Origin of the sequence: Achromobacter sp. DH1f (assembly GCF_000633435.1) — a bacterium.
Lineage (GTDB): Bacteria > Pseudomonadota > Gammaproteobacteria > Burkholderiales > Burkholderiaceae_B > Achromobacter > Achromobacter deleyi.
Genome location: NZ_AYMF01000029.1, coordinates 277,125 through 301,881, shown reverse-complemented (window position 1 = coordinate 301,881; position 24,757 = coordinate 277,125). Strand labels below are relative to the sequence as shown.

General features: G+C 66.7%; 21 protein-coding genes. 6 read left to right on the top strand and 15 right to left on the bottom strand.

All coding sequences use genetic code 11. The features are described from left to right. The first annotated feature begins 1 nt into the window (after nt 1). Nucleotides 2–283, top strand: a complete 282-nt coding sequence (locus U858_RS0125605) for a bacterioferritin-associated ferredoxin (protein WP_006392288.1) — start codon at nt 2–4, stop codon at nt 281–283. Here U858_RS0125605 and U858_RS0125600 read toward each other — a convergent pair. Next, a complete protein-coding gene (locus U858_RS0125600) occupies nt 253–1,170 on the bottom strand; it encodes a LysR substrate-binding domain-containing protein (protein WP_029954298.1) in 918 nt (305 codons plus the stop codon). The genes U858_RS0125605 and U858_RS0125600 overlap by 31 nt on opposite strands. A gap of 119 nt (nt 1,171–1,289) precedes the next feature. On the opposite strand from U858_RS0125600, the gene U858_RS0125595 reads away from it, so the two are divergent. Together U858_RS0125595 and bfr are read left to right on the top strand one after the other, a co-directional pair. Further along, on the top strand, nt 1,290–2,213 hold the full coding sequence (locus U858_RS0125595; protein WP_025139975.1) for a DMT family transporter: 924 nt from the start codon (nt 1,290–1,292) through the stop codon (nt 2,211–2,213). A 367-nt stretch (nt 2,214–2,580) separates the two neighbouring features. Next, the gene (gene bfr, locus U858_RS0125590) at nt 2,581–3,057 is read left to right on the top strand and encodes a bacterioferritin (RefSeq protein ID WP_025139974.1); all 477 of its coding nucleotides are present in this window, start codon (nt 2,581–2,583) and stop codon (nt 3,055–3,057) included. 82 nt (nt 3,058–3,139) lie between these two features. Here the strand turns inward: bfr and U858_RS0125585 are convergent, their stop codons facing one another. The 4 genes from U858_RS0125585 to U858_RS0125570 all read right to left on the bottom strand — a co-directional run bounded on the left by U858_RS0125585 (nt 3,140) and on the right by U858_RS0125570 (nt 7,776). Then, on the bottom strand, nt 3,140–3,841 hold the full coding sequence (locus U858_RS0125585) for a hypothetical protein (RefSeq protein WP_025139973.1): 702 nt from the start codon (nt 3,839–3,841) through the stop codon (nt 3,140–3,142). A gap of 24 nt (nt 3,842–3,865) precedes the next feature. After that, nucleotides 3,866–5,473 carry a peptide chain release factor 3 gene (locus tag U858_RS0125580; protein ID WP_025139972.1) on the bottom strand — a complete coding sequence of 536 codons (1,608 nt, stop codon included), beginning with the start codon at nt 5,471–5,473 and terminating at the stop codon, nt 3,866–3,868. A 110-nt stretch (nt 5,474–5,583) separates the two neighbouring features. Beyond that, nucleotides 5,584–6,213: a LysE family translocator gene (locus tag U858_RS0125575; protein ID WP_006386996.1), complete on the bottom strand. Its 630-nt coding sequence runs from the start codon at nt 6,211–6,213 to the stop codon at nt 5,584–5,586. A 45-nt stretch (nt 6,214–6,258) separates the two neighbouring features. Next, nucleotides 6,259–7,776 (bottom strand): DEAD/DEAH box helicase, encoded by a 1,518-nt coding sequence (locus tag U858_RS0125570; RefSeq protein WP_025139971.1) that lies wholly within the window; start codon nt 7,774–7,776, stop codon nt 6,259–6,261. Between the two features lie 307 nt (nt 7,777–8,083). Here U858_RS0125570 and U858_RS0125565 point away from each other — a divergent pair, with 307 nt between their 5' ends. Then, nucleotides 8,084–9,556 (top strand): YdgA family protein, encoded by a 1,473-nt coding sequence (locus U858_RS0125565; protein ID WP_025139970.1) that lies wholly within the window; start codon nt 8,084–8,086, stop codon nt 9,554–9,556. A gap of 119 nt (nt 9,557–9,675) precedes the next feature. After that, complete coding sequence (locus tag U858_RS0125560; RefSeq protein WP_025139969.1) at nt 9,676–11,112, top strand: YdgA family protein; 1,437 nt, start codon at nt 9,676–9,678, stop codon at nt 11,110–11,112. Nucleotides 11,113–11,152: 40 nt separating this feature from the next. Here the strand turns inward: U858_RS0125560 and U858_RS0125555 are convergent, their stop codons facing one another. The 8 genes from U858_RS0125555 to U858_RS0125520 all read right to left on the bottom strand — a co-directional run bounded on the left by U858_RS0125555 (nt 11,153) and on the right by U858_RS0125520 (nt 21,847). Continuing rightward, a complete protein-coding gene (locus U858_RS0125555; protein ID WP_025139968.1) occupies nt 11,153–12,361 on the bottom strand; it encodes an amidohydrolase family protein in 1,209 nt (402 codons plus the stop codon). A 26-nt stretch (nt 12,362–12,387) separates the two neighbouring features. Next, a complete protein-coding gene (locus U858_RS0125550; RefSeq protein ID WP_025139967.1) occupies nt 12,388–14,115 on the bottom strand; it encodes an ABC transporter ATP-binding protein in 1,728 nt (575 codons plus the stop codon). A 7-nt stretch (nt 14,116–14,122) separates the two neighbouring features. Continuing rightward, nucleotides 14,123–15,049 (bottom strand): ABC transporter permease, encoded by a 927-nt coding sequence (locus U858_RS0125545; RefSeq protein ID WP_025139966.1) that lies wholly within the window; start codon nt 15,047–15,049, stop codon nt 14,123–14,125. Nucleotides 15,050–15,059: 10 nt separating this feature from the next. Beyond that, nucleotides 15,060–16,031 carry an ABC transporter permease gene (locus U858_RS0125540; RefSeq protein ID WP_025139965.1) on the bottom strand — a complete coding sequence of 324 codons (972 nt, stop codon included), beginning with the start codon at nt 16,029–16,031 and terminating at the stop codon, nt 15,060–15,062. A gap of 155 nt (nt 16,032–16,186) precedes the next feature. Beyond that, nucleotides 16,187–17,794 (bottom strand): ABC transporter substrate-binding protein, encoded by a 1,608-nt coding sequence (locus U858_RS0125535; RefSeq protein WP_025139964.1) that lies wholly within the window; start codon nt 17,792–17,794, stop codon nt 16,187–16,189. A 275-nt stretch (nt 17,795–18,069) separates the two neighbouring features. Continuing rightward, complete coding sequence (locus tag U858_RS0125530; RefSeq protein WP_025139963.1) at nt 18,070–19,458, bottom strand: GTPase/DUF3482 domain-containing protein; 1,389 nt, start codon at nt 19,456–19,458, stop codon at nt 18,070–18,072. Beyond that, a complete protein-coding gene (locus U858_RS0125525; protein WP_025139962.1) occupies nt 19,451–20,881 on the bottom strand; it encodes a DUF2868 domain-containing protein in 1,431 nt (476 codons plus the stop codon). The genes U858_RS0125530 and U858_RS0125525 overlap by 8 nt, the downstream gene beginning before the upstream one ends. Before the next feature lie 78 nt (nt 20,882–20,959). Beyond that, on the bottom strand, nt 20,960–21,847 hold the full coding sequence (locus tag U858_RS0125520; protein ID WP_025139961.1) for a helix-turn-helix domain-containing protein: 888 nt from the start codon (nt 21,845–21,847) through the stop codon (nt 20,960–20,962). Nucleotides 21,848–22,018: 171 nt separating this feature from the next. Here U858_RS0125520 and U858_RS0125515 point away from each other — a divergent pair, with 171 nt between their 5' ends. Then, entirely contained in the window at nt 22,019–22,912 is an 894-nt protein-coding gene (locus U858_RS0125515) for a DMT family transporter (RefSeq protein ID WP_025139960.1), read from the top strand. An 18-nt stretch (nt 22,913–22,930) separates the two neighbouring features. Here the strand turns inward: U858_RS0125515 and U858_RS0125510 are convergent, their stop codons facing one another. Continuing rightward, on the bottom strand, nt 22,931–24,139 hold the full coding sequence (locus U858_RS0125510) for an aminotransferase class V-fold PLP-dependent enzyme (RefSeq protein WP_025139959.1): 1,209 nt from the start codon (nt 24,137–24,139) through the stop codon (nt 22,931–22,933). Between the two features lie 46 nt (nt 24,140–24,185). Then, on the bottom strand, nt 24,186–24,659 hold the full coding sequence (locus tag U858_RS0125505; protein WP_025139958.1) for a RidA family protein: 474 nt from the start codon (nt 24,657–24,659) through the stop codon (nt 24,186–24,188). Between the last annotated feature and the right edge of the window lie 98 nt (nt 24,660–24,757).

The following is a 24,757-nucleotide window of genomic DNA, read 5'->3' as shown; positions in this document are numbered from 1 at the left end:
CATGTACATTTGCGTATGTAATGCCATCACCGAACGCCAAGTCCGCGCCAGCGTGGACGCGGGCGCGACGTCGCTTTCCGACCTGCAGTTCGAGCTGGGCGTAGCCACGTGCTGCGGCTGCTGTGCGGCCACCGCCGCCGAATACCTGCCGGGCGGCCGCTGCTCCAGCGTGTGCGATGTGCGCTCGATCGCCGTTCCGGTCAACCCGCCGGCCGCCATGGCCGAACCGGGTGCGGCCGCGGCGAACAGCAGCTATCCGGTCATCCAGGTCGCCGTCGCCTGAACGGCGTCGCCCTCCACGGCTCGCAGGCTTTGCCCCGCGAGCCGTCGCATTTCTGCTTCACAAAACTCCCTGATCGTCTCCGCCAGGTGGCGCACCGGTTCACGCGCCGGTTGCACCACGCATAGCGCCAGCTCGGACGACGGCACGACGGGAAATGCCTCATCCACCTGCCGATGGCCGGCCGCCATGCAGCGGCGCTCCAGCAAGGCCACCCCCAAGCCTCCAGACAGCGCAGCCTGCAAGCCCGTCAGGTTGGGGCTTTCGTAGGCGATGCGCCACCGGCGTCCGGCCTGTTCCAGCGCGTGAATGGCGCGGTTGCGGTAGATGCATCCCTGCGGAAAGGCCACCAGCGGCACGGGCTCACCGGCGGCCGGTAGTTCGCCGGGGCCGGTGATCCAGTGCAGGTGCTCGGGCCAAGCCGCCAGCGCCGCACCCGCGCCCGGTTCGCGCTTGAGCAGCGCGATGTCCAGATCGCCGCGTTCCAGGCCGCGTGTCAGGGCGACGGTCAGGTCGCAACGGACCGACAGCCTCACGGCCGGCCGGGCGCGGGCAAATTGCGCTACGACGGCCGTCAGCGTATCGGCCGCGAAATCGTCCGGGATGCCTAGCCGAATCACTTCGACCCGCTTGCGCCCGCTGACGGCCTCGCGCACCTCGGTGGACAACGCCAGCATGCGCCGCGCATAGCCGAGCAGGCGTTCGCCGTCTTCGGTCAGGTGCACCTGGCGGCCATCGCGCACGAAGAGCGCGCATTCCAGCGTTTCCTCCAGTTTGCGGATCTGTTGGCTGACGGTGGATTGGCTTCGGTGCACGCGTTCGCCGGCACGCGTGAAGCCGCCTGCGTCCACCACCGATACAAAACTGTGCAAGAGATCGAGATCCAGCATGGCAATCGCCTTCTCATTGGTTTTTCAAATACTTTTGATCCAAATAAAGCGTTTGTCAATGGATAGGGCCGCGCCCAGAATGGGCTCCTCATTCCTGCCTGTCTACCTTGGACCTGCCCATGAAGGCCTCCTCTGCCCTTCCCGCTTCGCTCCCCGCGGCCTCACCCGATGGCACGCCCATGGGCGTGGCCTGGGCGCCCATCGCGGCTTTCTGCTTTTTGTGGAGTTCTGCATTCGCCGCGGCCAAGATTGCGGTGCGCGACTGTCCTCCGCTGACGCTGCTGACGGTGCGCTTCCTGATCGCGGGAATACTGATGCTGGGGGTGGCGGTGGCGAGCGGCCGCTGGGCGCGTCCCACTGGCCGTGACGTCGCGTCGTTGGTGCTGCTGGGCGTGCTGAACAACGCGCTGTACCTGGGCTTGAGCTGGAGCGGCATGACCACGGTGTCGTCTGCCTTCACGGCCGTGCTGATCAGCACCAATCCGTTATTGATCGGCGTGTTGGCCGGACCTGTGCTGGGCGAGCGGCTGGGCTGGCGCAAGTTGCTGGGTCTGTGCCTGGGCCTGGCCGGCGTGGCGCTGGTGCTGCGATCGCGCCTGTCGGGCATGCAAGAGGACCTGCATGGCACGCTGCTGGTCACGGGTGGCCTGCTGGCGCTGGTGGCAGGCACCTTGCTCTACAAGCGCCTGAAGCCCACGACAGGCCTGTGGACCGCCACCGGCATTCAATCCTTGGCGGGCGCCGTCGCGATGCTGCCCATTGCCCTGCTGCACGATAACCTGGCCGAAGCGCGTTTCACGGCCAGCTTGTTCTGGAGCATGGCCTACATGATCGTGGCGGTGTCCATTGGCGGCTACTACCTGTGGTTCATGATCCTGGGCCGCGCCAGCGCCACCGCGGCCAGTGCGCTGCATTTCCTGATGCCGCCTCTGGGCCTGCTGTTCGGCTGGCTGGTGCTGCGCGAATCGGTGTCGTGGCTGGACTTGCTGGGTATCGTTCCGATCGCGTTCGGCATCTGGCTGGCAACGCGGCGCGCGCCTTGATGGGCAAGGCGTTGCCGCGGGTTGTTCAGGCACAACGTGGCGCGTCGGCGGACATCGATGCACAAAACCGCCGAGTGATGATGTGAGTATCGCGTGATACCGCCGTGAATATGGGCGGATTCGCGCGATGCGCGTGCTTGCAAGGCGCGAATAACCTGCGCCGTGCCTGCAAATCATCACGCACACATACTCATTCTCATTTGTCTGTCGCTTTCTTGTAGCGCTCGTAAAGCGGTTTACCAAATGCACGCCAAGGCTAGTCGCGGCCCTGCGCAGGATGGTAGTCTGCCGGGGTTGCGTACTCGCGGCATCGTGCGCTTCTTGTCGCGATGCGATGCGCGTCGCGCCTGACTGCAAGGAGTCCATTATGAAAGGCGATAAAACCGTCATCCAGTTCCTGAACAAGCAACTGACCAACGAACTGACGGCCATCAACCAGTATTTCCTGCATGCCCGCATGCTGAACCACTGGGGCTTCGACAAGCTGGGCAAGCACGAATACGAAGAGTCCATCGGTGAAATGAAGCATGCCGATCGCCTGATCGCGCGCATCTTCATGCTCGACGGCCTGCCCAACCTGCAAGACCTGCATAAGCTGCTGATCGGCGAAGACGTGCCCGAGCTGCTGGCCTGTGACCTGAAGCTGGAACAAGCTGCCCACGCCACCGTGCGTGAAGCCATTGCCCACTGCGAATCCGTGCGTGACTACGTGTCGCGCGATCTGTTCCAGGACATCCTGGACGACACGGAAGAGCACATCGACTATCTGGAAACCCAGATCGACCTGATCGACAAGGTCGGCCTGCAGAACTACCTGCAAAGCCAGATGTCCGTGCCCGAGTGATTGTCATCGCGGCATGAAAATGGCGCCCCTGGGGGCGCCATTTTTTTTTACCTGCGCGCCATGCGCGGCAAGGGGGATCGGCTTACTGCGGACGAGCCGGGCATTCGGCCATCGTGCCCCAGGCGCGGTTGGGCGCACAGTACTTGTTGCGCGCCGCCCAGGAACACGAGGGGCGCTCGAAGAAGCCTTGGGAGGCGCACTGCGCCAGTTCGCGCTTGAGCGCATCTTGCCAACCGGGTGCGCCCGGTGCGGGCGATGAGTTGGGCGGGGGCGGCTGCACCAGTTGCGGATTGCCGTAGCCGCCGGCCTGAACCTGGGCGGGCGCCTGCTGGGTTTGGCCGCCATTGACGGCGGTGCCGGTGCCAGGGGCTTGCAGGTCGAGCGTGCTGACGTCGGACGAGCCCTGCGGCAGCGGCACTTCGGAGGCGGCAGCGATTTCGCGCGCCTGTTCCTGGGTGATGCGTTCGCGCGAGAGCTTCACGGCCGGGTCGCTGACGGTGTCGAACAGGGACACCGTGTTGATGGCCCATTCGCGATCGGAGGGCTTGTCGGGCACGCCGAGCGTGCCGTCGATGCGCGGCTGCGGCGGCTGGGCCACGTAGGGACGCCCGTTGGCGTCGAGCACGGGCTGCTGCGACGCGGCCGCATCCTGGCCGGGCGCAGGCACGGCGGGCGGCGCATGCGCCACCAGCCAGTCACCCAATTGAATACCGCCCCAGGCCGACGCGCCGAGCGCCAGCAGAAGCGTTGCGAATAATAAACGCCAAGACATTGCTACCCTCATGTGCCGTGCGGTACCCGAACGGGTCTACGCCTTGTCTCCGAAGACCTTGCCGCCGTGCTCTCGCATGGCGTGGAATTTCACATCCGGATACAGTTCTTCGGCTACGCGCAACTGCGCAGGAGAACTGATCAAAAACGCCGCCGCATCGACCACATCATAGGCGATATGAGCCGCATTGGCATCCATGAACTTGCGCAGCGCCTTGGGGTTTTCAGACGTAATCCAACGTGCCATTGTGTAGCGCGAAGGCAGCATCCGGGCGTCTACGCCGTACTCGGTTTTCAAGCGGTGGGCGACCACTTCGAACTGCAGCTGGCCGACCGCGCCCAGCAGCAGCGAGCCGCCGGCGGCCTCGGGGCGGAACACCTGGATGGCGCCCTCTTCCCCCAATTGGGTCAGGCCGGTGCGCAATTGCTTGGTGCGCAGCGGGTCCTTCACTTCGACCGCCTGGAACAGTTCCGGTGCGAAGAACGGCAAGCCGGTGAACTGCAGGGTTTCGCCTTCGGTCAGCACGTCGCCCAGTTGCAGCACGCCGTGGTTGGGAATGCCGATGACGTCGCCGGCATAGGCTTCGTCGAGCAGCTCGCGGCGTTGCGACAGGAACGACACCACGTTGTTGGGGCGCATTTCCTTGTTGGTGCGCGCGACCTTCAGGCGCATGCCGCGTTCGAAGCGGCCGGAGCTGACGCGCACGAAGGCGACGCGGTCGCGGTGGGCCGGGTCCATGTTGGCCTGCACCTTGAAGACGACGCCCGTGAACTTGGGTTCTTCGGGCTGCACTTCGCGTTGCAGGGCCATGCGCGGGCCGGGCGGCGGGGCCTGCTCGACCAGGGCGTCCAGCACTTCCTGCACGCCGAAGTTGTTGATGGCCGAACCGAAGAACACCGGGGTCTGCTTGCCGGCCAGGAACTGGGCGCGGTCGAACGCGGGGGCGGCTTCGTTGATCAGTTCGATCTCGCCGCTGGCCTGATCGAAGGCCGAGCCGAAGCGGCGGCCGATCTCGGGATTGGTCAGGCCTTCGATGAAGTCGTCGTTGTCCGAGCGGCGCTCCTGGCCGGGGCGGAACACGCGCATGCGGTCGCGGCGGATGTCGAACACGCCGCCGAAGGCCTTGCCCATGCCGACGGGCCACGAGAACGGCACGGCATCCATGCCCAGGTGGCCTTCGATCTCGGACAGCAGTTCGAGCGGTTCGCGCACTTCGCGGTCCATCTTGTTGATGAACGTGATGATGGGCGTGTTGCGGGCCCGGCAGACCTGCAGCAGGCGGATCGTCTGCGGCTCGACGCCGTTGGCGGCATCGATCACCATCAGCGCGGCGTCAACGGCCGTCAGCACCCGGTAGGTGTCTTCGGAGAAGTCCTGGTGGCCCGGGGTGTCGAGCAGGTTGATGACGCAGTCGCGGTATTCCATCTGCATCACCGAGGACGCCACGGAAATGCCGCGCTGCTTTTCGATTTCCATCCAGTCGGACGAGGCGTGGCGCGACGCCTTGCGCGCCTTGACGCTGCCGGCGATCTGGATCGCGCCTGCGAACAGCAGCAGCTTTTCGGTCAGCGTGGTCTTGCCCGCGTCAGGGTGGGAAATGATGGCGAACGTGCGGCGCCGCGCGACTTCTTGAGGGATGTTCATGATCGGAGGATTCTACTCAACGCCGCATTTCAGTCCGGCGCGGTCCGGTATCGTGCATCAAAACAAGCGGGGCACGCGCCGCTGCCGGCGCGTGCCCCGCGCGAAAAAATTCAGGAATGGCGACGGAACGACGCCAGGAACACGCCGGCCAGGATGAACAGCGAACCGAAGGTGCGGTTCATCCAGCGGATGTGCTTGGCGTCGCGCAGCAGGCGCAGCACGCGGGCGGCCAGCAGGGTGTAGACACCCATCGCGACCAGGTCGGTGAACGCCAGCGTGCCCGCCAGCGCCGCGTACTGCGGCGTCAGCGGCAAGGCGGTATCCACGAACTGCGGCACCACGGCCAAGAGGAACACCGTGCCCTTGGGGTTCATGGTGTTGATCAGGAAGCCGCGCATGACCAGCTCGCGGATCGAGGCCTGCTTGGGATCGCCCGCGTCCACCGCGACGGGCGCGGCGTCGGTGCGGATCTGGCGCACGCCCAGGTAGATCAGGTAGGCCACGCCCAGGTACTTGACCACGTTGAAGGCCATCTCGGACGTGGCCAGCACCGCACCCAGGCCGACAGCGACCACGACGAACTGGAACAGGATGCCCATGATGAGGCCGGCCGTGTTCCAGTAGCCGCGCGCGAACCCGTATTTCAGGCCGGAAGACATGGCCGAAATGGCCCCTGCGCCGGGAGAGAACGAAATGGCCCAGGAGGCCAGGAAGAACGTCAACCAGGTTGAGAGGGGCATGATGGCGCGGGTCCGTGGATCGCTGTGGAAGGGTTGCCTGGAATATTACTTGGACAGCAGCGCAGCGCGGGGGGCCCCTGCCGGACGGCCCGAGCCGCCGTTGCCGGCGGGACGTGCCGAGCCTTCGGGGCGGCGGTGGTTCTGCTGCGGGCGGGCCTCGTTGCGGCCGGCGTGGGCCGGACGCTCGGCGGGCTTGCCATCGCGCGGGGCCTGGCCGCCACGGCTTTCGCCGCCGGCGCGGGCCGGCGCCGGCGCACGGCCGCCACCGGCGCTGCGGGGCGCGGCGTTGGCCGGGCGCGAGCGGCGGTCGCCGCCATTGCCGTTGCCACCGCGGCCGCCGTTGCGGTTGCCGCCGCGCGGGGAGCGCGCGTCTTCATCGCGTTCCTGGCGGTCAAAGGCGGCCGCGCTGGTGGCGGGCGGGGTCCAGTCCAGCACCGGCTTGCGCTCGATGGTCTTCTTGATCAGGCGCTCGATGTCCTTGAGCAGCTTGATTTCGCTGTTGTCCACCAGCGAGACCGCGGCGCCCGTGGCGCCGGCGCGGCCGGTGCGGCCGATGCGGTGCACGTAGTCTTCCGGCACGTTGGGCAGCTCGAAGTTGACCACCTGGGGCAACTGGTCGATGTCCAGGCCGCGGGCGGCGATGTCGGTGGCCACCAGCACCGTGACGGTGCCGTCCTTGAAGCCGGCCAGCGCGCGGGTGCGGGCCGATTGGCTCTTGTTGCCGTGGATGGCGGCGGCGGTCAGGCCGTCTTTCACGAGCTTTTCGGCCAGGCGGTTGGCGCCGTGCTTGGTGCGCGTGAACACCAGCACCTGGTGCCAGCCGCTTTCGCGGATGATGTGGCTGATGAGGTCGCGCTTGTGATGCTGTTCGACCAGGTGCACCGTCTGGGTGACCAGCTCGGTGGCGGTGTTGCGCGGGGTGACCGAGACTTCGCCCGGATCATTCAGCACGCCGCGGGCCAGCGAACGGATCTCGTCCGAGAACGTAGCCGAGAACAGCAGGTTCTGGCGTTGCTTGGGCAGCAGGGCCAGGATCTTGCGGATGTCGCGGATGAAGCCCATGTCCAGCATGCGGTCGGCTTCGTCCAGCACCAGGATCTCGACGCCGGACAGGTCGACCGTCTTTTGGCCGCAGTGGTCCAGCAGGCGGCCGGGCGTGGCCACCAGGATGTCCAGCGGCTTGCGCAGCGCGGAGATCTGGGGGTTGATGTTGACGCCGCCGAACATCACCATGGACGTCAGCGAGGTGTGCTTGCCGTAGGTCTGCACCGATTCGGCCACCTGCGCGGTGAGTTCACGCGTCGGGGTCAGGATCAGGCAACGGGGGCGGCCGGGCTTGCGGGCCTCGAGCTTTTTCTGCAGCAGCAGATGCAGGATGGGGAGCGTGAAGCCAGCGGTCTTGCCGGTGCCGGTCTGGGCGGCGGCGAGCAGGTCGCCGCCTTTCAGGACCTGCGGAATCGCCTGGGCCTGGATGGGGGTGGGTGCGGTGTAGCCGGTGTCGGCAATGGCGCGCAACAGGGAATCAGCCAGCCCGAGGTCGGCGAAAGAGGAAGAGGTAGTCAAAACAACTCCAGCGGCAGCCCGTCGCTCAAGTTGAGAGACTCCAATCCAGGCGGACGAATAAGGAGAAAAGGGAAGCGCCCTGATTGGGCGAAGCTTGGCGGCGAAGTGCCTAGCGGACGTGTGCAGATTGGCAAAGCACACGCGGCGATTGTAGCTGATGCCGCGCTGCAACACTCGCGCAAATCCGCGATGGATGTATAACTAAGTAACATTTAGCAGCGGCTATTACGATTTAGGTGTAATCCCTAGGGCGATGCTCCCTATAATCCGAGCGCTTATCTCCCACATAAAGAAATAAAGGGTTGCTATGAAAAAGGCGGCAGTAGCGGGTTTGGTCGTTGCGCTGGGCGCAATCTGGACGGGCACGGCCTGGTACACCGGTCAAAAGGCCGAAGCGTTCGTCAAGCAATCGATTGACGACGGCAACGTCGAACTCAAGAAGGTCGCCGACAAATGGGGCGTGAACGCCGTCATCGAACTGATGTCGTTCGAGCGCGGCGTGTTTTCCTCGTCCGAGCGTTATCGCGTGAAGTTCACGTTGCCTGCCAAGGATGGCAAGCCGGCCGAAGAGCACGAAGTCCAGTTCACCGAGCAACTGGATCACGGCCCCTTCCCGCTGTCGAACCTGACGTCGGGCAAGCTGGCGCCGGCCATGGTCGCCAGCCGCTTCAAGATCGAGGAAACCCCTGCCGTCAAGGGCTGGTTCACCGCCACCAAGGGCGTGACCCCGCTGTCTGGCGCCTACAGCGTCAGCTATGGCAAGACCATCTCGGGCACGTTCAACCTGGCCCCGGCCGAAGCCACCAGCAACGCCACCACGCTGACCTTCGCGGGCATGACGGGTGACGTCACCTACGAAACCGGCACCAAGCACGGCATCTTCGCCATGAAGAGCGACAGCGTGGCGCTGTCGGGCCCGGCCGACGAAAGCGACATCGTGGGCATGGCCATCAAGGGCATCACGTTCAACAGCGACTTGACCCCGGGCAAGAGCGACATGCTCATGGGCAGCCAGAAGATGACCTTCAAGGACTGGACGATTTCGTCCAAGACCCGTCCGCCGGTGCAGTTCAAGGACACCACCGTGGCCGTGGACCTGGCGGAAGCCGACGCGGGCATCAGCGGCAAGCTGATGCTGGATTTCGGCATGATCAATGTCGAGAAAAAGGACATGGCGGGCATGCAGCTGGCCCTGGGCCTGACCAATCTGGACCCGAAGGCGCTCAAGGCCCTGAACGACGTGTATGAAGGCGCCTCGCGTCGCATGATGCAGAGCGGCGACGTGCAGAAGTCGCCGGACTTCACGCCGGAAGAGCAGCAATTGCTCAAGACCAATGCCGAACTGCTGCTGGCGGGCAACCCCAGCCTGTCGGTGTCGCCGCTGCAACTGCGCACCGCCAACGGCACGTCGACGTTCAACCTGGACGTCAGCCTGACCAAGCCCGCATCGGTGGACCGCCCCGCGTCGGAAGTGGCCATGCAGGCGATCCGCAAGCTGGACGCCAAGCTGGTGCTGTCCAAGGGCAACATGGCCGACCTGATGTCGATCCAGCCGCAGCTGCAAGGCGTGCCGGCCGACCGTGCCGTGCAGACCGCCAAGGGCCAGGCCGAAATGATCGGCACCATGGCCACCGCCATGGGCGTGGCCAAGGTTGAAAACGACAACATCGTTTCCTACCTGAACTATGCCGACGGCCAGGTCGACTTCAACGGCAAGAAGATGCCGCTGCAGCAGTTCATGATGATGGTCATGAGCGGCGCCATGGGTGGCATGCGCTAAGCCATTCAGGACACTGATCGGATGCGTCGGCGTGATGCCGGCGCCCATTGCGGGCTGCGGCGCCTTCGGGTGCGGCAGCCCGTTTTTCATGTGACGATCACAACACCAAAAGGGGCATCATGAGAAAGTGGGTATCGACAGGCTGCGCGGTGGTGGCGCTGGGTGCGATCTGGACCGGCACCGCCTGGTACACGGGCAAGCAGCTGGAGGCGGGGCTGGGGCCGTTGGCCGAGACGGTCAATGCGCAGGCGCGGCAGATCGGCTTCACGGCGATGGGTCAGTCCGTGTCGTTCGAACAGGTGTCGTTCGAGCGGGGCGTGTTCACATCGCACGCCCGCTATCGCGTTCTGGCCGCGCCGTCCGAGCGGGACGGCGTTGCCGACAAGCAGGACGTCCAGTTCGTGGCGCGCATCGATCACGGCCCCTTTCCCCTGTTCCGGCTTGCCGAAGGCCATTTCCTGCCCGCGATGGCTGCCGCCCGCGTGCAGTTGGCCGAGACGCCCTCGACCGCGGCGTGGTTCAGCGGAGCCAAGGGCGCGGCGCCGGCAATGGCCGAGGCCGTGGCCAGCTATGGCCGGGTGGTATCGGGCACGTTGACGCTGGCGCCGGTGGATTATGCGCAGGACGGCACCACGGTCAGCTTCTCGGGCCTGCAGGCCCGGGCCAGCGTGGCGCCGGATGGCAGGCACACGACGTTTGCCGTTGCGGCCGAGAAGATGGATTCCACCGAGCCGTTCGACGAAAAGGGCGTCACGCGTACGCGCCGGCTGTCCCTGCGCGGGCTGGACTTCTCGCACGAATCGACCCAGGCTGCCGACGGCGCGGTGACCAGCGCCAGCCAGGCGGCGATCAAGCACTGGGCGGTGGAGATCGACGATCAGCCGGTCACGTTGCGCGATCTGGTCGTGACGGCCGACGCCAGCGGTACGCGCAATGCCATGAACAACACGCTAAAGGTGCAGGTCGCAGGGATCGATGTGCGCGGCACGCAGGTGGCCAGCGTGCGCATGACGGCCCGCGCAGCCAACGTGGACCTGGCCTCGTTCGAGGCCTTTCGCGGCACGATGGAGCAGGTCGAGGGCGGCGCATCGATGGGCGAGAAAATGGAGGGCATGGCGCATCTGATGAAGTTCCTGCTGGCCAAGCCGGCCTTTTCGGTGGACACCTTGCAGGTGGACACGCCCAGCGGCCCGGCGACGCTGCGGCTGGAGGTGGCACTGGATGCGCCTACGCTGTGGAACCGCGCGCCGGCCGCGATCATCAAGGAAACCGTGAAGAAGCTGGACTTGCGCCTGAGCGTGCCCGCCGGGAGCCTGGTGGACCTGATCTCGGTGCGTGGCCTGGCAGAGGGGCAGTCTGCCGAGGTCGCGCGCGAGGCGGCGCGTCAGCAGGCGGATGCCATTCGCGACCGGTTCCTGCAGAGTCAATGGGGGCGTCAGGACGGCGACAAGCTGGTCACCAATCTGAACTTCGAGGGTGGCCAGGTGGATATCAACGGCGAACGCATGACGGTCGATGCGTTCATGACCCGGCCGCTGATGCCGCGCTATCGCTGAGGCGCCGCGGACCCGCGCCCGGGGCCGCGTCGGCGGAATCTCAAGCCGGCAAGGCCCCCGCCGCCACGTCGCCGTTACGCAGTACCGCCACGTGCGAGCGCTTGTCGGCGGCCTTCATGATGTCTTCGGTGGGGTCGCCCTGCACCAGCAGCAGGTCGGCCACGTTGCCTTCCAGCACGGCGCCGTGCCGGTCCATGCCCATCAGATCGTGGCCGCGGGATGTGCCGGCGATCAGCGCGTCGATCGGCGTCATGCCGAATTCGACCATATAGGCCAGTTCCATCGCGTTGTCGCCATGCAGGTTGAAGGGCGTACCGGCGTCGGTGCCCAGCGCGATGCGGCCGCCGGCCTTGTAGTACATCTGGATGGATTCGCGGTGGCGCTGTTCCACCGCGCGGGCCTTTTCCACCGCGTAGGCGGGAATGCCGTTGTCGGCGTTGGCTACGATGTTGCGCACGGCCGCGATGGTCGGGACCAGGTAGGTCTGGGCCTCCAGCATTTCACGCAGGCAGTCTTCGTCCATGAAGATGCCGTGCTCGATCGAGTCGATGCCCGCGCGCACGGCGTTCAGGATGCCCTGGGTGCCCTGCGCGTGGCTGGCCGTGCTTTTGCGAAAGCGCTTGGCCTCGTGTACCCCGGCCTTCATTTCGTCGAAGCTGTAGTGCGCATCCATGGGGCTGACGCCGGGCGTCATGACACCGCCGGTGGCCATGATCTTGACGAGGTCGCAGCCGGCATGCACCTGCTCGCGCACCGCCTTGACCACTTCCTCGCAGCCGTCGGCCACGCGGCCGATCCGGTTGCCGTGGCCACCCGTCATGCAGATGATGCGGCCCGAGGCCTTGATGGTCGGGCCGGGAAAGACACCCCGCGCAATGGCGTCGCGCACGCCGAATTCCAGGTAGTCCTTGCCGCCGCAATCCCGCAGCGCCGTGCAGCCGCCGCGCAGCGCCGCCTGCGCGTTTTCCAGTGCGGTCAGCGTGATCTGGGCGGGTCCCTGCCTGGCCATCTGCGTCTGCGGATCGGCGCCGCCGGTGTAGACCAGGTGCACGTGACAATCGGCCAGGCTGGGCATCAGCGTCATGCCGCTCGTGTCCACCCGCCGCCCGGCGAAGCCGGTGAACTCACCGGCCGGCGCCACGCGCACGATACGCTCGCCTTCCACCAGCACGCCGTGATTGGGCAGGATCTTGCCCAGGCCATCGAACACCTTGCCGCCGATGAACAGGGTTTGCCGCGTTGCCGTCATGTCTCGCTCCTTGGGGGGTAGAGGCCCTAGCCGATCACTTCCAGCCCCTCGCGGGACATCGCCTGCAATCGAGGCATCAGCCCCAGCAGGTGCTGGCTATAGGGGTGCTGGGGATGTTCGAACAGCGCTTCCGTATCCGCCACTTCGAGCAGTTCGCCGTAGCGCATCACGCCGACGCGATCGCACATCTGGCGGATCACCGGCAGGTCGTGGCTGATGAAAAGCATGGTCAGGCCCAGCTGTTCCTGCAGGTCTTTCAGCAGGTTCAGGATCTGCGCCTGGATGGACACGTCCAGCGCCGACGTGGGCTCGTCGCAGATGAGAAAGCGCGGCCGCGTGGCCAGGGCGCGCGCAATGCAGATGCGCTGGCGCTGCCCGCCCGAGAATTCATGCGGGAAGCGCTCGGCGGCGCGGTCACCCAGCCCCACCACGTCGAGAAGGTCGGCCACCACCTGGCGGGTTTCGGCTTCGTTGGCCGCCAGCTTGTGAAAGCGGATCGGCTCGGCCACGATGTCCAGCACGCGCATGCGCGGATTGAGCGACGAGAACGGGTCCTGGAAGATCATCTGGATCTGCCGGCGAAACGGATTGAGCTGCTTTTCGCCCTTGATCGCCGTGAGGTCGGTGCCACCGAAATTGACCGAGCCTTCGCTGGGCGTATACAGCCCCGAGATCAGCCGCGCCACGGTGGACTTGCCCGAGCCGGATTCGCCCACCAGCCCAAACACCTCGCCTTCGCCGATCGAGAAATTGACGCGTTTGACGGCATCCAGCGTGCGCTGATTGCGCTTGAGCAGCGCGGCCTTGAGCACGAAGCGCATGGACAGGTCCTTGACCTGCACCAGCGGGCCGCCGGTGGCCGCGCCGAAGTCGCGGCGCTGCCCCAGCCAATGCGTGGCAAGGTCCAGCGGCTTGGCGGGCGTCTTGACGTCTTCGATGTAGGTGACCAGCGGAAAGCGCTTGAGCTTGATGTCCGGCCGCGGCACGGCCGAGATCAGGCTGCGGGTGTAGGGGTGGTCGGGGTCGCCCAGGATCTTTGTGGTGGGGCCTTGCTCGACCAGCTTGCCGTGGTACAGCACGGCCACCCGGTCGGTCACGTCGGCGATCACGCCCATGTCGTGGGTGATGATGATCATGCCCACCTGTTCCTGGCGGCACAGCTTTTTCAGCAAGTCCAGGATCTGCGCCTGGATGGACACATCCAGCGCCGTGGTGGGCTCGTCCGCGATGATCACTTCGGGTTCGCAGCACAGCGCCAGCGCGATCACCACGCGTTGCCGCATGCCGCCCGAGAACTGGTGGGGATACTGCTGCACGCGCAGCTCGGGCTGGTCGATGCCCACTTGGGCCAGCAACTGCACGGCGCGCTTCTTGGCGGCATCGTGCGTCAGGTCCAGGTGTACCAGCATGGTCTCGACCAGCTGGCTTTCCACCGTCTGCAGCGGGTCCAGCGAGGTCAGCGGGTCCTGGAAGATCATGCCGATGCGGCGGCCGCGCACTTTGCGCTGTTGCGCCGGGGTGAGCGTGTCGATGCGTTCGCCGTTGAGCAGCACCGCGCCGCCCGCCAGGCGGCCGGGCGCTTCGAGCAGGCCGATCACGGCGTTGCCGATGGTGGACTTGCCGGCGCCGGACTCGCCGACCACACCCAGGATTTCGCCTTTCTCCAGCGACAGCGATACGCCGTCCACGGCCACCAGGGTGCCGCGGCGGCTGGGAAATTCAATGCGGATGTCTTCGATGTTGAGCAGGGCCATGACGTCCTCAGCGCAGCTTGGGGTTGAGCGCGTCGCGCAGCCAGTCGCCCAGCAGGTTGACCGACAGCACCAGCGCCACCAGCGCGATGCCGGGGAAGATGGAGATCCACCACATGCCCGAGAAAAGATAACTGTTGCCGATGCGGATCAGCGTGCCCAGCGAGGGCGCGGTGGGCGGCAGGCCCACGCCCAGGAACGACAGGGTGGCTTCGGTGATGATCGCGATGGCCAGGTGGATGGTGGCGATGACCAGCACCGGTCCCATCACGTTGGGCAGGATGTGCCGGCGCAGGATGGTGATGCGGCCGATGCCGATGAGCCGCGCCGCCTGCACGTATTCCTTGTTGCGCTCGACCAGCGTCGAGCCGCGGACTGTGCGCGCATACTGCACCCAGCCGGAAATGCCGATGGCGAAGATCAGCACGTACAGCGCCAGCTGGTCATGCATGTCGCGCGGCAACAGGCCGCGCGCCACGCCGTCGATCAGCAGCGCCACCAGGATGGCGGGAAATGACAGCTGCACGTCGGCGATGCGCATGATGAAGCTGTCGACGCGGCCGCCGGCATAGCCGCTGATGAGACCCAGCGTGACGCCCAGCACCATCGAGAACAGCACCGAGGCAAACCCCACCAGCAGCGATACCCGCGAGCCATACATCACGGCCGACAGGATGTCGCGACCCTGGTCGTCGGTGCCCAGCAGGAAATCCGGGCTGCCGCCCTCTTCCCAGGCGGGCGGCGTGTTGGCGTCCATGATGTTCACGGACGCGAGGTCGAACGGGTTGTGCGGGGCGATCAGGGGCGCGCCCAGCGCGCCCAGAAAAATGACCAACGTGACGGCGGCGGCGACGATGGCGCCTGGCGAACGCTTGAAGCTGTGCCAGAGGTCGCTGTCGGCGGCGCGCGAGAAAAAGGGAGCGATGCGGGCGATCATTGGGGTTCCCTTATTTGCTCTGTACGCGCAGGCGCGGGTCGACGGCGAAATACAACAGATCGACCACCAGGTTGATGACGACGAACATGAAGGCGATCAGCACCAGGTAGGCGGCCATCACAGGGATGTCGACCATGCTGATGGCCTGGATGAACAAGAGGCCCATGCCCGGCCACTGGAACACCGTCTCGGTGATGATGGCGAACGCGATGATGGAACCCAGTTGCAGGCCGGTGATGGTGATGACCGGCACCATGGTGTTCTTGAGGGCGTGGCGGAAATTGATGAGCCGTTCGGGCAGGCCGCGGGCGCGCGCGAACTTGATGAAATCGGCGCGCAGCACTTCCAGCATTTCGGCGCGCACCAGCCGCATGATCAGGGTCATCTGGAACAGCGCCAGCGTGATGGCCGGCATGATCAACGCCAGCAGGCCGGACTTCGTCAAAAAGCCCGTGGTCCACCAGCCCAGCCCCACCACGTCGCCGCGACCAAAGCTGGGCAGCCATCGCAGCTGCACCCCGAAGAACAGGATGAGCAGGATGCCGATGAGAAAGGTGGGCAACGAAATGCCGGCCAGCGAGATCGCCATGAAGGCCTTGGACAGCACGCCATGGCGCTTGAGCGCGGTGTAGATGCCCATGGGGATGCCGAGTGCCAGCGCCATCACGGCGGACACGAAGGACAGCTCCAGCGTGGCGGGCATGCGTTCTTCGAGCAGTTCGCTGACGGGGCGGCGGTGGCGGTACGAAATGCCGAAGTCGCCGCGTACCGCGTTAGCGACGAAATGCGCGTACTGAACCACGAACGGGTCATTCAGGCCGAGCTGTTCACGCAGCTGTACGCGCTGTTCGGGCGTGGTGTCCTGCCCGACCATGCTGGCGATCGGGTCGCCCACATAGCGGAACATGGAGAACGCGATCAGCGCCACCGTCAACATCACCAGCACCGACTGGATCAGCCGCTGCGCAATAAAGGAAAGCATGGTTGGATGCCCTCTTGGTCGGATAACGCCGGGCCGCGCGTTGCCGGGGTCGGCAAGCGGGGCTGGGCCGGGCGCGCCCGGGCGGCATGCGGCCGCCCGGAGATCGCATCATCGAAGGCCGGCAGGCGCCTTGCGGCGCTTGCTGGCCTTTGGGGCTACGGCAGGACGACGTCGCGCAGGTCCAGCACGTCATCGGCGCGCTGGATGACCTTGATGTTGTCCTTCACGCCCCACGACATCGGCTGCTGGTGCAGCGGCAGATAGCCGAAGTCGCTGCGCACGATGCCGAAGGCTTCCTTGATCATCGCGTTGCGCTTGGCCTGATCGGTTTCAACGCCGATCTTGTTGGTCAGGTCGTCGACCTTCTTGTTGCAGTAGCCGCCCAGGTTGAACTGGCCCGCGGCCGTCTTGGCATCGCGGCACGACGTCAGGTTCAGCAGCGTGTTGTGGGCGTCGGTCGAACTGGGCGTCCATCCCAGCATGTACATGCTGGTCTGGTTGCCGGCCTGCAGCAGGATCTTGCCGAAGTACTTCGACTTGGTCTGCGCCAGCAGGTTGATCTTGATGCCGACCCGCGCCAGCATGCCGGCCACCGCCTGGCAGACCTTTTCGTCATTGACGTAGCGGTCGTTGGGGCAGTCCATGGTGACCGTGAAGCCCTTGGGGTAGCCGGCTTCGGCCAGCAGCTTCTTGGCGCGTTCCGGGTCCGGCTTGTAGGGGGCGCCGAACGATTCGTCGTAGCCGTTGATGGCCGTGGCGATCAGCGAGCCCAGCGGCTTGGCCGCGTTGCGCATGATCTTCTCGTTGATGGCCTTGGTGTCCACGGCCAGCACGACGGCTTCGCGCACCTTCGGGTCCTTGAAGGGGTTCTTGCCCTTGACGTCCGAGAACAGCAGTTCGTCGCGGTCCTGGTCCATGCCGATGAAGATGGCGCGGGCTTCGGGTGCGGTCAGGGGTTTCACGCCCTTGGCGTCTTCCAGGCGCTTCCAGTCCTGCACCGGCACTGGCTGCACCAGGTCCATTTCACCGGAAATCAGCGCGGCCACGCGCGTGGCTTCCTGCGTGATGGGCTGGAAGATGACTTCGTCGACGTTGGTCTTGATGTCCTTGTTCCAGTAGCCGTCGTAGCGCTTGAGCACCGTCTTCACATCCGGCTGGCGCGAGACCAGCATGAACGGCCCGGTGCCGTTGGCGTTCAGGTTGGCATAGTTGCCCTGGTTGTCGCCCTTGACGTTGGTGGCTTCGGTGGTCTTGTTCTTTTCCGACCACGACTTGCTCATGATGTACAGGAACACCCATTCGCGCGGCAAGATGGGATTGGGCGTGGGCGTGGTGACTTCGATGGTGTAGTCGTCGACCTTCTTGATGTCGGACGCCTTGGCGCCGTAGCCCTTCATGTCCGAGCCAGGCGTGAGGCTGCGCTTCCAGGAGAAGATGACGTCGTCGGCGGTGAAGGGCGAGCCGTCATGGAACTTCACGCCTTTGCGCAGCTTGAAGACCCACTTGGTGGGCTCGGGGTTTTCCCAGCTTTCGGCCAGCAGCGGCGTCAGTTTCAGGTTGCCGTCGTAGCCGGCCAGCGTTTCGTAGATGTTGCCCTGAAAACCCAGCGTGAAGGTTTCGTTCAGCGCCATCGGATCCATCGATGTGGCGTCGCCTTGGTACGACCAATGGAAGGTCTTGGCGGCCGCGCCGGCGCTGAATGCCAACGAGGCAGTCAGTGCAGCCGCCAGCGCCGCTTGCTTGATGTGGGGAAAAGTACGCATAGCCCTCATGCTCCGTAATGCGCGGATAGCGCGACAGACGTGATAGGGCCCTGGCCCCACCGGGAGCCGGGGCATGGCGTTGCTGCTTACGACGAAAGGCGGTTCACGGTAGATCCAACCCCTTGTGATTGTCATTGGCGGGGACGGACCGCACCGATGCAGATCGAATCTTATAGACGCATTCGTTTAAGCGTCAATCGGTTTGGATTGGGGTTAGTCCTTGCTTGCTTCACGCTGGGAATGGTGCGTTTGGCGGGTGGCGCGGGCGCGCGGACTCAAGGCGCTGGCGTGGGGCCCGAAGCAAGGGTTTTCGCCAATTCGCGCACCACTTGCTTGCGGCGTTCGCTGTCTTCGTGGCCTTTGGCCAGCGCCGACCATTCGGGCCGGCTGCGCGCTTCCTTGAGCGCGTCGGGCAAGGGGCCGCGGCGCAGGGATTCGTCGTCGGGGCGTTGCAGCCGCAGCGGGGCGCGGGCGGCATGGCCGCGGCGTTCCAGCGCATCGATCAATTGGCGCTGGCGCAGCGCCAACAGGCGCAGCACGGCGTCGTCCACACTGATCTCGCGCCAGCCGCGCAGCTTGCCCGCCACGCGCTTGCCGAGCTTTTCCACGCCCTGCCACAGGCCACCGGCGGCGGCGCCGATCAGCATGCCGGTGCCCAGGCTCAGGCCCGCGCTGAACAGGTCCACGGCGGCGCCGGCCATGGCACCCGCTGCGGCGCCCATGCCGACCTGCACGCCCATGTCCTTGAGTGCTTGGGGGTGGAACAGGTCCATGCCCCAGCGTTCACCTTGCAGCGGCAGCGCATCATCCGAAAAGTCGGACGCACGGAAGTTGTACAGCGCCAGCAGCGCGGTGACGCAGGCTTGTTCGCGTTGACGCACCTGTTCGCGCAGGCGCTGCGACGCATCGGCCAGCGCGGTGTCGTCGCCTGCGCTGGCGATGTGCAACGCGGCCACATCCACCAGCAGGTCGGCGAGCAGTTCGTACGCGGCGGCGTGGCGTTCGCGCCGCTGCCGGGCCAGGCTGTCGGCCAGGCGCGCGAGCGTATCGGCGTGGCGGTCCAGCAGCACGCCAAGCTTGGTGTAGAGCTGCTGCTCGCCATCCAGCGGTGGCGCGACGGTATCGAATTCGACCGCAGCATGCAGGCCCAGGCGTGCCAGGGCGTCGCGCCATTCGGCGGCGCGGTGGGCGGGCGCATTGACGAAGTTCAACACGGGCAGCAAGGGGCGGCCGCAGGCGGCCAGGATGGCGAGTTCGTCGCGGTGCTTGCTGAGCACGGGATCGCGCGCGTCGATGACGTACAGCGCGGCGTCGCAGTCCAGCATCTTCTTCAGAACGCGGGCTTCCTGCTCGTAGCGGCCATGGGCCTCGGGCGTATCGAGAAAACGCCGGATGCGGGCAGGGCCGTCCAGCCGTTCTTCGGGAGGCGCCAGGCGTTCCAGGTATTCGAGCAAGGCAATGCTGTCTTCCATGCCGGGCGTGTCGAACCATTCCAGCACGGCGCGGCCGTCCAGCCGCAGGCGGGCGCCTTCGACATGGCGGGTGGTGCCGGGGCGGTCGGCGACCTCGCCAAAGGTGGTGTCGCGCGTCAGCGTGCGCAGCAGGGACGTCTTGCCGGTGTTGGTGTGCCCCACCACCGCGATGCCGATGACATGATCAGGCATGGTCGTGCTCCAGCCAGGCCAAGGGGGCGTCGGTGCTGTCCAAAATGGCGCCCGCAGCCAGCCCCAGAGCGGCCAGGCGTTCGCGCCACAGTGGCTCGCGCGTGTCGGCGTTGGGCGGGGCCAGCAGCCAGACGCGTGTCTGGCCGGCGTGCGCGGCCAGTTCCGCAATCAGCGCCAGGGTACCCCGGTCGGGGGTCTGGCGGGCATCGCAGGCGATCAGCAGGCGCGAGGCAGCGGCCTGAGCCAGGGCATCCAGCACGCGATGGCGCTGTTCGCGGGTATCCAGCTTGCCGGCATCGCGGATGGTCGCGGGCAGTTCGGCCGGCGGCCAGGGCAGATCTGCGGGCAGCTCCAGCCCCAGCAGTACGGGCTGGCCGCCCAGGACCAGCGGCGCGGCCGGCGCCACGCGCGGTTCGTGCAGCGGATCCACCGGTCGGTCGATGCCGGTGGATTGGACTGGCGGGTCCAGCCGGTCGCGCAGCGCCGCATGGCCTGCCAGCGTGGGGTCGATGGCCAGGGTGCGCACCGCCCGGCGGGCAACGGCCAGGCAGGCCAGCCAGGCCGCGAAGCGCGGCAGGATGCCGTAGACCACGACCACGCCGATCAGCCAAACCGACCATTGCACCTGGGCGTCGGCGGCCAGCGCCTGGGCGCCATCGCTGGCGCGCACCATGGCGGCGTCAGGCAGTGCAAAGCCTAGCTTGGATGGCAGCCAGCCGATGGCCTGCGTCAGCCAGACGAAGGTGTCGGGCGCCAGCAGCGTGGTGGCCCAGATGAAGCGGTAGCTGGCGGTGGACAGCAGTACCAGCAACGTTGCCAGCGCCGCACCCAGCCCGGCCAGCCACAGACCATGGCTGACGGCGCCGAACAGCCCGCGCAGGGCGCCGGCGCGCGCCATCAGGTTCAGGAAGGCCTGGGGCACCAGCGCGCCGTCCGGCCCACGCGCCAGCTTGCGCGTGGCCCAGAGCCACAGCCGCCCCAGTGGCGTCATGGCGGCGGGCCGCAGCAGGAAGCTGGCCAGCCACAGCAGAAACGTCAACGCATGCAGGCCGAGCAAGGCCCCCAGCGCCCACAGCACGTTCACGGGCCGCGTACCGTCGCCCAGGGCGCCCGCGGCCACGCCCACGCCGGACACCAGCGCCAGCAGCAGCAAGACTGCCAGCACGGCGAGCGCGCTGCGGCGCCAGCCATCGATCAGGGGAATCAGGTTTTCGCGTTGGGCCAGCCGTTGGGCGCGCGCCAGGATGCGGTCCGGCAGCGGGACATCCTGCTGGCGCACCTGCCGCACCACGCTGGCGTCTTCCAGCGGCCCCCAGTGGGCTTCGCGCAGCCGGATGAGTTCGGCCAGCCAGTGGGCGCGCACGGGCGACTGGCCAGGGGCGTCGAGGGAGTAGGAAAGGTCGCGGGAAGTCGGCGATGGCATCGCGGGCAGGGCAGGCGATCAGGCCGCGAAGGGCGATGGGCCATTGTAGACCGCCCGCGTGCGGGGGCCGCCTGGGGATCAGTGGCGGCGGCGGGCGGCGCGGTACTGGCCGGGCGTGACGCCGACCGCGTCGCGGAACACGCGCGACAGGTGGCTGGCATTGCCAAAGCCCGAGGCCTGCGCGATGCCGGCCAGATCGCCCTTGCCGGCGGCCAGCAGTCCGCGCGCATGGGCCAGCCGGCGGCCGCGCACCCAGGCGTGCGGCGGCTCGCCGAAAGACGCGTGGAACATGCGGGCGAAGTGATAGGTGGACAGCGCAGCCACGCGGGCCAGCTCGTCCAGCGTCAGGGCGTCGGCCAGATGCGCATCGACGTAGTCCATCACGCGCCGCCGCACGGCGGGCGCCAGGCCGCCGCGCGCGGGGACGGCGGCGCGGCGGGTCACGCCCTGGTTCAGCAGGTGGTGCAGCACGGTTTCGGCCGCGCTGCTGGCGGCCAGCCGGTCGGCGGGCGCGGCCCAGTCGGTGCCCAGCAGGGTCCGGCAGACATCGGTCAGGGAATCGTCGTGGATATAGGTGCGGTCACGCAGTTCCAGGGTGCGTGGTTCGCAGTCCAGCCGCATCACGGCTTCGCGCGCCAGGCGTTCCGGGGCAATGTACAGATGCAGGAAATGCACCGTGTCGTTCATGCTCCAGCGCGAATAGTGTTCGGCGGGCAGCACGCAGAACTTGCCGGCGCCGCCATGTAGCGGGTTGCCGACGCGGAACGATTTTTCACCACCGTGCAGATAGAGCGACAGCGTGTGGTGCCCCGGCGTGTCGTAACCCAGCGTCTCGCAGGCGCTGCGGCCCCATTGCGAGATGGCGATGCCCTCGCCCAGCGAGGCCGCGCGTTCCAGCGTCGCGGTGGAGGCGGACAGGGTGCGAAAGACGGAGAAGTCGGACGGAGCCGAAGCAGTGGTGCCCATGGAACCGAAATGCTACTGCGATCCACGCGTGCGCGGCAGGTACAGGCGAAGAAAAAACCGCAAGAACCGGCAATTTTTCGGACTTCGTTCGAGGCAGACTGGGCCTTGCTGCCGGCCGCTGTCCGCAGGTCTGGCCCTCATGTCTTTTTCTGCCCTGCGGGGTGTCTCAAAGTGAACCTTTTCCTGTATTTCCTGACTGTCGTCATCTGGGGCACCACCTGGATCGCCATCAAGCTGCAACTGGGCGTGGTGGCCATTCCGGTGTCCATCTTCTACCGCTTCGCACTGGCCGGCCTGGTGCTGTTCGCCGTGCTGCTGCTGACGCGCAAACTGCAACGCCTGGACCGGCGCGGACATTGGCTGTGCCTGGGCCAGGGCCTGTGCCTGTTCTGCTTGAACTTCCTGTGCTTCTACACGGCCACGCAATGGATTCCCAGCGGCCTGGTATCGGTGGTGTTCTCGGCCGCGACGCTGTGGAACGCGTTGAACGCGCGGGTGTGGTTCGGCACCCGCATCGCCCCGCGCGTGATGGTCGCCGGCCTGGTGGGCTTTTCCGGCCTGGTGCTGCTGTTCTGGCCGGAACTGTCGGGCCAGCAGGCCAGCCACGAGACCCTGCTGGGCCTGGGCTTTGCGTTGCTGGGCACGTTCTGCTTTTCCACCGGCAACATGCTGTCGTCGCTGCAGCAGCGCGCAGGCATTCGCCCATTGACGGGCAATGCCTACAGCATGCTGTACGGCGCCGCGGTGCTGTTGGCGGGCTGCGTCGTGGCGGGCGTGCCGTTCCGTTTCGACACGTCCCCGGCCTACGTGGGCGCCCTGCTCTACCTGGCGATTCCGGGGTCGGTGATCGGTTTCACCGCCTACCTGACGCTGGTCGGACGCATGGGGCCGGCGCGTGCGGCCTACTGCACCGTGCTGTTCCCCGTGGTGGCGCTGAGCGTGTCCACCTTTGCCGAAGGCTACCAGTGGACGCCGCCCGCATTGCTGGGCTTGGCGCTGGTCATGTTCGGCAACCTGCTGGTCTTCACGAAATGGACGCCGTTCGTGCGCCGGGCGGCGGCGTAATGGCCCAGGCCATGGGGCTTATCGGCGCTGGCCGGCCAGGGTGCGCAGCGCTTGCACCAGCCGGTCGATTTCATCCGGATGCGTCAGGTAGCTGACCGAGGCGCGCGCAATCTGCGTCAGCCCGCGCGCAGTCATGTCCAGTGGCGTGTATGGCACGCCGTTGCTGCCGATGACGATGCCCTGCGCCGCCAGCGCCTGCTGCACGGCAGTCGCTTCCTGGCCCGCGAGGTTGAACGACACCAACCCCGAAAGTTCGCGCCCCTGGTCCAGCACCTCGATGCCGGGGATGGCCGCCAATTCGGCGCGCAGCGCCTGGGCGGTGGCGTCGACCTGGGCGCGGATCGTATCCAGGCCGATATCCAGCGCTTCCTGCAATGCATTGGCCTGGCCGCAACGCAGCGCCACCGACGCCTCGGCGGATTCGAAGCGCCCCGCATCGGCGCGCAGCCGGGGCTCGCCGTCGGCATCGAGCGGTGCGGAATAGGTGTCGACAAAAGCGGGCGTCAGCTGCGCCAGGAAATCGCGCCGCACATACAACAGGCCGGTGCCGCGCGGGCCGCGCAGCGCCTTTCGGCCCGCGCCGCTGAGCACGTCGCAGCCGACTTCGGCCACGTCCACCGGCAGTTGTCCCACCGCCTGCGCGGCGTCCAGGTAGTACGGCACGCCGGCCGCGCGCGTCACCCGGCCCACGGCGGCAGCGGGGTTGATCAGGCCACCGTTGGCGGGCAGCCAGGTCAGCGCCACCAGGCGCACCCGCGCATCCAGCATGGCCTGCAGGGCAGCGGGGTCGACGCAGCCGCTGTCATCGGACGGAATGGTTTCGATCGACACGTCTACGCCACGCGTCGCCAGCCGCATGGCCGCCAGGTTGCCGCCCCATTCGTGGCGGCCGACCAGGATGCGGTCGCCGTCGCGCCACGGGCCCAACGCCGCGAATGCCGCGCCCCAGCCGGGTGAGTTGCCGCCCGTCAGCGCGATTTCATCGGGCTGGGCGTTGAGCAGCCTGGCTGCCAGGTCGCGGGCCTTGCCAGTCAGTGCGCGGGCGGCCACACCCGCTTCCATGGGCCCCTGCTCGGCCTCGCGCCGCAAGTGGGCCTGGATGGCGTCCAGCGTGGCGGTGGACGGCAGTGATGCGCCCGCATGGTTCAAGTGCACGGTGGTGCGCGTGCCGGGCGTGGCGGCGCGCAGCGCCTGCAAGGTGTCGGGGGTCAACGGGGCAGCGGGCATGGCAGTTCCAGAAAACGGCGCCGGACCGCAGCCCGGCGCCAAGGCATCAGGCGGGGGTCAGTGCGATGACCGCTTCGACTTCCACGGCCACCCCTTGCGGCAGCGACGCCACGCCGACGGCGCTGCGCGAGTGACGGCCCGCATCGCCGAACACCTCGACCATCAGGTCCGAGGCGCCGTTGGCGACCGCGCTCTGGCGGCTGAAGTCCGGCGTGCTGGCCACGAACACGCCCAGGCGCACCACGCGGGCCACGCGATCCAGGCGGTCGCCGGTGGCGGCGGCGACTTGCGACAGGATGCCCAGGCCCGACAGCCGTGCGGCGGCCACGCCGTCTTCGTCGGACACCTGGTTGCCTAACTGGCCCAGGAACGTGGGCTTGCCGCCCTGGCGCGAAATCTGGCCCGAGATATAGAGCAGGTTGCCTTCCTGCACGAAAGGCACGTAGTTGGCGGCGGGGGCGGCCGCGGCTTCCAGCGTCAGGCCAAGTTCGGCCACGCGGCCGGAGATCGAACGGGTCATGGGGGTCACCTCTGAAACGGAAAAGGGAAATCGCACCCCCCGATGCTATCGGCCGAGGCCGTCCCTGACCAATCAATTCTTGCCGGGTATATATGAGT